This window comes from Mesorhizobium sp. M7A.F.Ca.ET.027.03.2.1 (assembly GCF_003999175.1).
Classification (GTDB): domain Bacteria; phylum Pseudomonadota; class Alphaproteobacteria; order Rhizobiales; family Rhizobiaceae; genus Mesorhizobium.
This window is the reverse complement of record NZ_RZOM01000172.1, coordinates 1-7,812: the sequence shown is the minus strand read 5'-3', so window position 1 is coordinate 7,812 and position 7,812 is coordinate 1. Positions and strand designations below refer to the sequence as shown.

The following is a 7,812-nucleotide window of genomic DNA, read 5'->3' as shown; positions in this document are numbered from 1 at the left end:
GCGCGCCAGCTTGCGCTGGGCGAGGTTCATGGCGCTGATGATCACCGCCAGCATGTTGTTGAAGTCGTGGGCGATGCCGCCTGTAAGCTGGCCGACCGCCTCCATCTTGTGCATCTGGCGGATCTGGGATTCGGCCTTTTCGCGAGTCTCGATCTCCTTACCGAGGGCGACGTTCTTGCGCACCAACTCATCCTGGGCGACGGCCACCTCACGGAAGCGGCGGCGCGATTCCCTGATCGCGTAGCCGGCAAGCAGGAAGATCGCCAGCAGCGCCGCCAGCGAACCGATGCGTAGCCAGGCCTCGACCTGGTCGGTATGCGCGTCGCGCGCGGCGACGGCTGCGGCGCTGATGCGTCGGACCGTATCCATGCTGGTCCGGATTTCGTCCATCACGGCCTTGCCCTGGCCGCTGCGAATCAGATCCAGCGCTTTCGTCGCATTGCCCTGGTCGTACAGGGCAATCGTCTCGGCCAGTTCAGCCTGCTTTTGCGAAAGCGCGTCCTTGATATGGTTGATCGGCTGGACGAGCTGGTCGTCGGGGGCGGTCAAGCTGTCGATGTGGGCAAGTTGGCCCGGAATGGCGCCGACAGCGCTCCGATAGGGTTCGAGATAGGATTTCTCGCCGGTCAGCAGGTAGCCCCGCTGGCCGCTCTCGGCTTCCTGCGCCAGAGAAAGCAGACCCGAAAGCAATTGCTGATATTCGATTGCCTCGCGCGCGGCGGCGCGGTTGGCCCGCTGTTCCTCGACCAGCATGGCGCGGCTGCCGACAATCAGCGCCAGCACGGCGAAGCCGGCGACAAGCGGGAGCGATTGCCATCGCATGGCACGTCGAAGACGAGCAATCATCATCTGTTATGCCGAACCAAAAGAATTCCCCGCAGGCTGCATTTCGTAGGCGGCGGCGGGGCGGAAGGCAATATGCCGGCTTCTGGCGCCGGCAATCGGCCGCCAGCCTTGCGAAACCTTCATCATTTGGCTAAGGAGGCCGCGCATTCAGCGGCCGGCGTCAGCCGGCCTTCCGCTTTTCGGGATTCCGGCTTTTGGCCGGGATCCGGCTTCAGGCAAAGGCATTTCGCTCCCATGGCGCGCATCGTGATGAAATTCGGCGGAACCTCGGTCGCCGACATCGCCCGCATCCGCAACGTGGCGCGTCACGTCAAACGCGAGGTCGACGCCGGCCATGAGGTGGCGGTGGTCGTTTCGGCGATGGCCGGGAAAACCAATGAACTGGTCGGGTGGACGCGTGAGGCCTCGCCGATGCATGACGCACGCGAATATGACGCGGTCGTCGCTTCCGGCGAGCAGGTCACGGCCGGCCTTCTGGCCATCACCTTGCAGAACATGGGCGTGCATGCCCGCTCCTGGCAGGGCTGGCAGATCCCGATCAAGACCGACAATGCGCATGGAGCGGCGCGCATCCTCGACATCGACGGCGCGTTCCTGATCAAGCGCTTCGGCGAGGGCCAGGTGGCGGTGATCGCCGGGTTCCAGGGCATCGGCCCGGACAATCGTATCGCCACGCTCGGCCGCGGCGGCTCCGATACCAGTGCTGTCGCCATAGCCGCGGCGGTCAAGGCTGATCGCTGCGACATCTATACCGACGTCGACGGGGTCTACACCACCGATCCGCGCATCGAGCCCAAGGCGCGGCGGCTGGCCAAGATATCGTTCGAGGAAATGCTTGAAATGGCCTCGCTCGGCGCCAAGGTTCTGCAGGTGCGTTCGGTCGAGCTTGCCATGGTGCACAGGGTGCGTACCTTCGTGCGGTCGTCCTTCGACGATCCCGACGCGCCCGGAATGGGGGATTTGCTCAATCCGCCCGGAACGCTCATTTGCGACGAGGAAGAGATCGTGGAACAGCAGGTCGTCACCGGAATTGCCTACGCCAAGGATGAAGCGCAGATTTCGCTGCGCCGGGTCGGCGACCGGCCGGGCGTTGCCGCCGGCATCTTCGGGCCGCTGGCCGAGGCCAACATCAATGTCGACATGATCGTCCAGAACATTTCCGAGGACGGCAAGTTCACCGACATGACCTTCACCGTGCCGTCGGGCGATGTCGACAAGGCGCTGGCCGTGCTTGAACGCCTCAAGGCTTCGATCGGCTACGATGTCGTGCAGTCGGAAGCCGGCATGTCGAAGGTTTCGGTCATCGGCATCGGCATGAGGAGCCATGCCGGCGTCGCCGCCACCGCTTTCAAGGCGCTGGCCGACAAATCGATCAACATCCGCGCCATCACGACCTCCGAGATCAAGATTTCGATCCTGATCGACGGTCCGTATACGGAACTTGCGGTTCGTACTTTGCATTCCGTCTACGGTCTGGATAAGCAGTAGCGAGAACGATTTGAGTTGTTGCGTGTGCGCCGGTCGCGGTGGAAACTGCGGCGGGCAGAATGCCCATTGGAGAAGAAGCCGCGATGCGTGATCAGGCCAGTGGCCCGCGCGTTTTGCTCAAACGGCTCCGCGAGCTCATGCAGGAGCCGCTGGAGCCGCAGGAGCGGCTTGACCGGATTGTGCGCGACATCGCCTCCAACATGGTCGCGGAAGTCTGCTCGCTCTATGTGCTGCGCGCCGATTCGGTGCTCGAACTCTACGCCACCGAAGGTCTGAACCCGAACGCCGTCCATTTGGCGCAGTTGCGGCTGGGCCAAGGCCTGGTCGGCACGATCGCCGCCAGCGCGCGGCCGCTCAACCTGTCCAATGCGCAGGAACACCCTGCCTTCGCCTATCTGCCGGAGACCGGGGAAGAGATCTACAACTCGTTCCTCGGCGTGCCGGTGCTGCGGGCAGGGCGCACGCTGGGCGTGCTTGTGGTGCAGAACAAGACCATGCGCCATTACCGCGACGACGAGGTCGAAGCGCTGGAAACCACGGCAATGGTGATCGCCGAGATGATCGCCACCGGCGATCTGGCGCGGCTGACCCGGCCCGGCCTTGAACTCGATCTGCGCCGTCCTGTCAGCTTCACCGGCCTGTCCTTCAATGAAGGCGTCGGGCTCGGCCACGTCGTGCTGCACGAGCCGCGCATCGTCGTCACCAATCTGTTCAACGAAGACAGCGAGGAAGAGGTCCGCCGGCTCGAAACCTCACTCAGCTCGCTCAGGCTGTCCATCGACGACATGCTGGAACGCCGCGACGTCGCCTTCGAAGGCGAGCATCGCCAGGTGTTGGAAGCCTATCGCATGTTCGCCAACGATCGCGGCTGGGTGCGGCGGCTGGAAGAGGCCATCCGCAACGGCCTGACGGCCGAAGCGGCGGTGGAAAAGGTGCAGAGCGACATGCGCGCCCGCATGCTGCACATGACCGATCCCTATCTGCGCGAGCGGATGAGCGATTTCGACGACCTCGCCAACCGCCTGCTGCGCCAGCTGATGGGGCGCGGGCCGGAAGATGTCGCCGCATCGCTGCCGAAGGATGCCATCATCGTTGCACGTTCGATGGGGGCCGCCGAGCTGCTCGATTATCCCCGCGACAAGATGCGCGGGCTGGTGCTCGAGGATGGTGCCGCGACCAGTCACGTCGTCATAGTCGCGCGTGCCATGGGCATTCCCGTCGCCGGGCAGATGAAGGGCGCCGTTTCCATGGCGGAAAACGGCGATGCCATCATCGTCGACGGCGAAGAGGGCGTGATCCATTTGCGGCCGCAGCCCGATCTCGAGGCCGCCTACGCCGAAAAGGTGCGCTTCAGGGCGCGCCGGCAAGAGGTCTACCGCGAGCTGCGCAAGAAGCCGTCGACGACCAGGGACGGTGTCCAGGTCGACCTGTTGATGAATGCCGGTCTCGCCGTCGACCTGCCGCAGCTTGCCGAAGCGGGCGCGGCCGGTATCGGCCTGTTCCGCACCGAACTTCAATTCATGGTCGCCTCGACATTTCCCCGGGCCGAAGCCCAGGAAAAGCTGTACCGCGACGTGCTCGAAGCGGCGCGCGGCAAGCCGGTCACTTTCCGCACCATCGACATTGGCGGCGACAAGGTGCTGCCCTATTTCAAGGGTGCGATCCAGGAAGAGAACCCGGCGCTTGGCTGGCGGGCGATCCGGCTGACGCTTGACCGGCCGGGGTTGTTGCGCACCCAGATCCGCGCTTTGCTCAAGGCCAGCGGCGGCCGCGAATTGAAGCTGATGCTGCCGATGGTGACCGAGCTGGGCGAGATCGCCCAGGCACGCGAGATCATCGACCGCGAGGTGCGGCATCTCTCGCGCTTTGCCCATCATTTGCCGACCAGCCTGAAGCTGGGGGCGATGTTGGAAGTTCCGTCGCTATTGTTCCAGCTCGATGAATTGATGAAGGCGGTCGATTTCGTCTCGGTCGGTTCGAACGACCTGTTCCAGTTCGTCATGGCCGTCGACCGTGGCAACACGCAATTGGCAAACCGCTTCGACACGCTGTCGGCGCCGTTCCTGCGTGTGCTCAAGCAGATCGCCGATGCCGGCGTCCGCAACAATACGCCGGTGACGCTGTGCGGCGAACTCGCCGGCAAGCCGATCTCGGCGATGGCGCTGATCGGCCTCGGTTTCCGTTCGATCTCGATGTCGCCGGCCTCGATCGGTCCGGTCAAGGCGATGCTGACGGAACTGCCGCTGGACGAGTTGAAGGCGTTTTTCGACGACAATCTGATGGCTCCGGCACAGGGCTTGCCGATGCGGGCGCTGCTGCAGGCCTTTGCCGACGACCGTTCGATCCCATTGTAGCAGCCTCATCATGGTCAATTTGCCCCGCGATCGTATGGATCAAGTCGTCAAGCGTTTCGAGATGCTCGAAGCGCAGATGTCGGCTGGTCCGGCGCCGGATGCCTATGTGCGCATGGCGTCCGAATATGCCGAAATCCAGGATATGGTCGCCAAGGTCAGGGCATTGCGCCTGGCCGAGCGTGAACAGGCCGATCTGGAAGCCATGCTTGCCGACAAGGGCACCGATGCCGAGATGCGGGCGCTCGCCGAGGCCGAGCTGCCGGAGATCGAGGAGCGCATCGAGGCGTTGCAGAAGGATATCCAGATCCTGCTGTTGCCCAGGGATGCCGCCGACGACAAGAACGCCATTCTCGAAATCCGCGCCGGCACCGGCGGTGACGAGGCCGCGCTGTTCGCCGGCGACCTGTTTCGCATGTATGAGCGCTACGCCGCCGAACGCGGCTGGCGTTTCGAAACCGCCTCGGCCAGCGATGGCGACGCCGGCGGCTTCAAGGAAATCATCGCCACGGTGTCGGGCAAGGGCGTCTTTGCGCATCTGAAATTCGAATCCGGCGTGCACCGCGTGCAGCGTGTGCCGGCAACGGAGGCCAGCGGGCGCATTCACACCTCGGCCGCAACCGTCGCGGTGCTGCCCGAAGCCGAAGAGGTCGACATCGACATCAGGGCCGAAGACATCCGCATCGACACGATGCGCGCCTCGGGTTCGGGCGGCCAGCACGTCAACACCACCGATTCGGCCGTCCGCATCACTCATCTGCCGACTGGCATCATGGTCGTGCAGGCGGAGAAATCGCAGCATCAGAACCGCGCCAAGGCCATGCAGATCCTGCGTGCCCGGCTCTATGATCTGGAGCGCGGCAAGGCCGACGAGGAGCGTTCCGAATCGCGCAAGTCGCAGGTCGGTTCCGGTGACCGCTCGGAGCGCATCCGCACCTATAATTTCCCGCAAGGCCGCGTCACCGACCATCGCATCAATTTGACGCTCTACAAGCTCGACCGGGTGATGATGGGCGAACTCGACGAGATCATCAACGCGCTGATTGCCGATCACCAGTCGAAATTGCTCGCCGACATCGGCATCGATGACTGACCTGCCCGACGCACTCGGCCCGCTGCTGCGGGAAGCGCGGGCCCGGCTTGGCACCACTGTCGACGACCCGGCGCTCGATGCGCGGCTGATCGTCGAGCATTTTTCGGGCACGACGCGCACGCAAGCCATTGCGGACCCTGAACGCAGGCTCGGCGCCGGCATTGTTGCCGAAATCGATGCCGCCCTGAGACGCCGCGCTGGCGGCGAACCGGTGCATCGCATCCTCGGCTATCGTGAATTCTACGGTTTGCGCCTGTCGCTGTCGCCGGAAACGCTGGAGCCGCGGCCGGATACCGAAACGCTGGTCGAGGCGATATTGCCCTTCGTCAAGGCAGTTGCGGCGCGGGAAGGCGGGTGCCGCATCCTCGATCTTGGCACCGGCACCGGCGCCATTGCGCTGGCGCTGCTCAGCGTCGTACCGACGGCTAGCGCAACCGGCGTCGATCTGTCCGCAGGTGCGCTGGCGACGGCGGCCAGTAATGCCGGGAAACTGGGTCTTGCAGACCGGTTCACGGCGCTGCAGTCGGACTGGTTCGAAAAAGTTTTCGGCCGGTACCATGTAATCGCCGCAAACCCTCCCTATATAACCACGGAAGACATTGGAAATCTGCAGGACGAAGTCCGCAATTTCGACCCGCGCCTGGCCCTGGATGGCGGCGCGGACGGTCTGAACCCCTACAGAACCATCGCTGCGCAAGCGGCAAGGTTTTTGGAAGCTGAAGGCAGGATTGCGGTCGAGATCGGCCATACGCAAAGCGATGAGGTCTGCGAGATATTCGCTGCAGCTGGCTACATGCCGGGCGGTGTTTTTCGCGACCTCGGCGGAAACGACAGGGTTATTGTCTTTGAAAGGATAAAGCCTTGACGCAGTGCAAAAAAGCGCTTGGCAATGCCGGGGAATGCGGCTAGGGTCGCCTTAACCGGATGAGACGAAGCAGGCAGTGCTCTTAGCGATTCGGTTTTCCTTGGAAATAGCTGCCTTCTTGCGCAAACGATGCCCAAGCTTCGTGCGGGAATCGTCCGGCAAGTGATGTAACCGGAACAGGATGACACGTGGCGCCAACGCAATCGATGCGGGCGAACGCCGGTGAAGAGACGAAACGGCTGGCTGCATGAGCGCCTCCGTTCGTGAAGAGTTTTTCGAAAATTTCAAAATGAAGAGAGTTTGATGAGGCCACAACAGCAGAACAGGCGCATGCGCGGTCGCAATAATAATGGCGGCGGCGGTGGTAACAATAACAACAACAATAACAACAACAACCGCAAGGGGCCTAATCCCCTGACGCGCAACTACGAGAGCAATGGCCCGGATGTGAAGATCCGCGGTTCGGCTCAGCAGATCGCCGAAAAGTACGCCACCCTTGCCCGCGATTCTCACAGCTCCGGCGACCGGGTCATGGCGGAGAACTATCTCCAGCACGCCGAGCACTACAATCGCATCATCGCGGCCGCACAGGCGCAGATGCCGATCCAGAACGCGCAGCAGAATCGTGATGATTTCGACGATGACGGCGACGAGGACCGGGACGATTTCGACAATGGCGGCAACAACAGCAACACTGTTTCCGATGCCCAGATCCCGGTGATCAACCATGGCGCCGGCCCGCAGCCGGTCATCGAAGGGACGCCGGCCGAGGTTGCGCTCAACCGGGAAGGTGGCCGCGAGGCCCGTGATAATAATGGCGGGCGCAACAATGGTGGCCGCGACAACAATGGCGGGCGCCATCGCGATCGTCGCCCCAATGGCGGTTACGGCCAGAACGGCCAGCGCGACTATGCATCGTCCGCCGAGCAAGCTGGCCAGCCCCAGCGCAACGAGGCTCCGAGCGAGGCCGAAGCCGCCGCGCCGACCGAATCCGTTGCTGCGGCCGAACCGGCTCCGTCGTTCGAGAATCTTTCGCCGGCAGGCCTTGCGGCCCAGGCCGAACTCAACGAGGCGGCCGCCGAAAGCGGTGCTGCCCGTCGTCCGAGGCGGCCGCGCCGCCCGCGCGTCAACGCCGATCAGGTTGATGGCGGTAGTGACAATGCCAATTC

Annotated in this window: 6 protein-coding genes; 5 read left to right on the top strand and 1 reads right to left on the bottom strand. The window is 63.4% G+C overall.

What is annotated here, in order from left to right; all coding sequences use genetic code 11:
• Positions 1 to 822: CHASE3 domain-containing protein (locus EN750_RS10400; RefSeq protein ID WP_189526128.1), on the bottom strand; the 822-nt coding region annotated here is incomplete at its 3' end.
• 258 nt (positions 823 to 1,080) lie between these two features.
• Between EN750_RS10400 and EN750_RS10395 the strand changes: the two genes are divergently transcribed.
• From EN750_RS10395 to EN750_RS10375, 5 genes are all read left to right on the top strand, one after another.
• On the top strand, positions 1,081 to 2,334 hold the full coding sequence (locus tag EN750_RS10395; protein WP_013529459.1) for an aspartate kinase: 1,254 nt from the start codon (positions 1,081 to 1,083) through the stop codon (positions 2,332 to 2,334).
• 83 nt (positions 2,335 to 2,417) lie between these two features.
• The gene (ptsP, locus tag EN750_RS10390) at positions 2,418 to 4,688 is read left to right on the top strand and encodes a phosphoenolpyruvate--protein phosphotransferase (RefSeq protein ID WP_027038177.1); all 2,271 of its coding nucleotides are present in this window, start codon (positions 2,418 to 2,420) and stop codon (positions 4,686 to 4,688) included.
• 10 nt (positions 4,689 to 4,698) lie between these two features.
• Positions 4,699 to 5,778 (top strand): peptide chain release factor 1, encoded by a 1,080-nt coding sequence (gene prfA, locus EN750_RS10385; protein WP_127266723.1) that lies wholly within the window; start codon positions 4,699 to 4,701, stop codon positions 5,776 to 5,778.
• Entirely contained in the window at positions 5,771 to 6,643 is an 873-nt protein-coding gene (gene prmC / locus EN750_RS10380; RefSeq protein WP_127396366.1) for a peptide chain release factor N(5)-glutamine methyltransferase, read from the top strand. The genes prfA and prmC overlap by 8 nt, the downstream gene beginning before the upstream one ends.
• Before the next feature lie 303 nt (positions 6,644 to 6,946).
• A partial coding sequence (locus EN750_RS10375) for a DUF4167 domain-containing protein (protein WP_127396365.1) occupies positions 6,947 to 7,812 on the top strand: 866 nt, incomplete at its 3' end.

Coding starts and splice junctions, on each gene's coding strand:
- EN750_RS10395 (WP_013529459.1), top strand. CDS start 1,081: ATGGCGCGCATCGTGATGAAATTCGGCGGAACCTCGGTCGCCGACATC.
- ptsP (WP_027038177.1), top strand. CDS start 2,418: ATGCGTGATCAGGCCAGTGGCCCGCGCGTTTTGCTCAAACGGCTCCGC.
- prfA (WP_127266723.1), top strand. CDS start 4,699: ATGGTCAATTTGCCCCGCGATCGTATGGATCAAGTCGTCAAGCGTTTC.
- prmC (WP_127396366.1), top strand. CDS start 5,771: ATGACTGACCTGCCCGACGCACTCGGCCCGCTGCTGCGGGAAGCGCGG.